The 1,801-nt window shown below is 62.2% G+C and carries 1 protein-coding gene and 1 pseudogene; both read left to right on the plus strand.

All coding sequences use genetic code 11. The features are described 5' to 3' along the window. Positions 1-884, plus strand: an 884-nt coding sequence (locus JNN06_RS03215; RefSeq protein WP_291238158.1) for a TRAP transporter substrate-binding protein, incomplete at its 5' end; no start/stop codon positions are given. 227 nt (positions 885-1,111) lie between these two features. Beyond that, positions 1,112-1,801: pseudogene (locus tag JNN06_RS03220) on the plus strand (glutamine synthetase); the annotation flags it as partial.

The raw sequence follows: 1,801 nt of genomic DNA on the forward strand, positions 1-1,801 counted from the left end.
CCATCGAGGCCTTCAACCAGATCGCCCAGGGGCAGATGGAGATCGAGCTGTATTATGCCGATCAGATCGTCCCCACCGGCGAGCTGTTCCAGGCCCTGCAAGCCGGCACCATTGATTGCGTGCAATCCGATGATGACAGCATGGCCTCGCCCACCGAGGTCACGGTGTTCGGCGGCTATTTCCCGCTCGGCCTGCGCTATTCGCTGGATGTGCCGGCGCTGTTCAACAAATACGGGCTGAAGAAGATCTGGGAAGACGAATACGCCGCCGTGGGGGTGAAACACATCTCCGCCGGGTCGTGGGATCCCTGCCATTTCTCGACCAAAGATCCGATCAACAGCCTGAAAGACCTTGAGGGCAAGCGGGTGTTCACCTTCCCCACCGCCGGGCGCTTCCTGTCGCAATTCGGCGTGGTGCCGGTCACCCTGCCCTGGGAAGACATCGAAGTGGCGATGCAGACCGGCGAGCTGGACGGCATCGCATGGTCGGGCATCACCGAGGTCTATACCGTCGGCTGGTCCAACGTGACCAATTACTTCCTGACGAACAACATTTCCGGCGCCTGGATCGGCCATTTCTTCGCCAATATGGAGCGCTGGAATGCCCTGCCGCCGCATCTGCAAAAGCTGCTGGAGGTCTGTTTCGAGCAATCGCACTACCACCGCCAGCACTGGTATTGGGCGGGCGAGGCCGATCTGCGCATCAATGGCGGCAAGCTGAAACTGACCACCATCCCCGCCGAGGAATGGAAAACGGTCGAAGACGCCGCCGTCACCTTCTGGGACGAGATTGCCGCCGAAAGCGAAGTGAAAGCCAAGGTGGTGCAGATCATCAAGACCTATAACGAGACCATGGTGAAGGCAGGCCCACCCTACCGCTACTGACCTACCGCGCCTGATCGCCCCTCCGGTCGAGCCGTCCTTGCACGGCTCGACCCCTCAAGATATGATCAAATTCCGGCCAGCTTGGCCGAAGGGAGAAAAAGGATGACCCCGGTTCAGCATCCCGCCTGCACGCGCCCCGCCTGCTGGCCCCGCAAGCCCGAATTTGGCGGCGGCTGCGCCCTCCTGCGCGCCTGAACCCCCTTCCCTTTTCCAGACCAGAGGCCCCCATGCCCGCCAATCTCACCTTCGACACCCTGAAAGCCGCCGTCGCCAGCGGCGAGATCGACACCGTCGCCGTCTGCCTTGTTGACATGCAAGGCCGCCTGATGGGCAAGCGCTTTGTCGCGCAGCATTTCATCGACGGCGCCCATGACGAGACCCATTGCTGCAACTACCTGCTTGCCACCGATATGGAGATGCACACCGTCCCCGGTTACGAAAGCACTTCCTGGGCGGCGGGTTACGGCGATTACGTCATGAAGCCCGATCTCTCGACCCTGCGCCGCCTGCCCTGGGCGCCCGGCACCGCCATGGTGCTGTGCGATGTGCTGGATCACCACACCCACCAGCCCGTGCCGCATTCGCCCCGCGCCATCCTGAAACGTCAGGTCGAACGCGCCCGCGCCATGGGCTTTGACGCCATGATGGCGACCGAGCTGGAATTCTTCCTGTTCGACGAGAGCTTTTCCGAGCTGTTCGACCGCGGCCACCCCCTGCCCACCCCCAAGGCGCGGCACAATGTCGATTACTCGATCTGGGGCACCTCCGCCGATGAACCGATCATGCGCGACATCCGCAACCACCTCTGGGGCGCGGGCATCCCGATCGAATGTTCCAAGGGCGAGGCCGATGCCGGGCAAGAGGAGGTGAATGCCAAATATTCCGACGCGCTCGACACCTCGGATATGCACAGCATC

Source organism: Gemmobacter sp. (genome assembly GCF_016792925.1).
Classification (GTDB): domain Bacteria; phylum Pseudomonadota; class Alphaproteobacteria; order Rhodobacterales; family Rhodobacteraceae; genus Gemmobacter.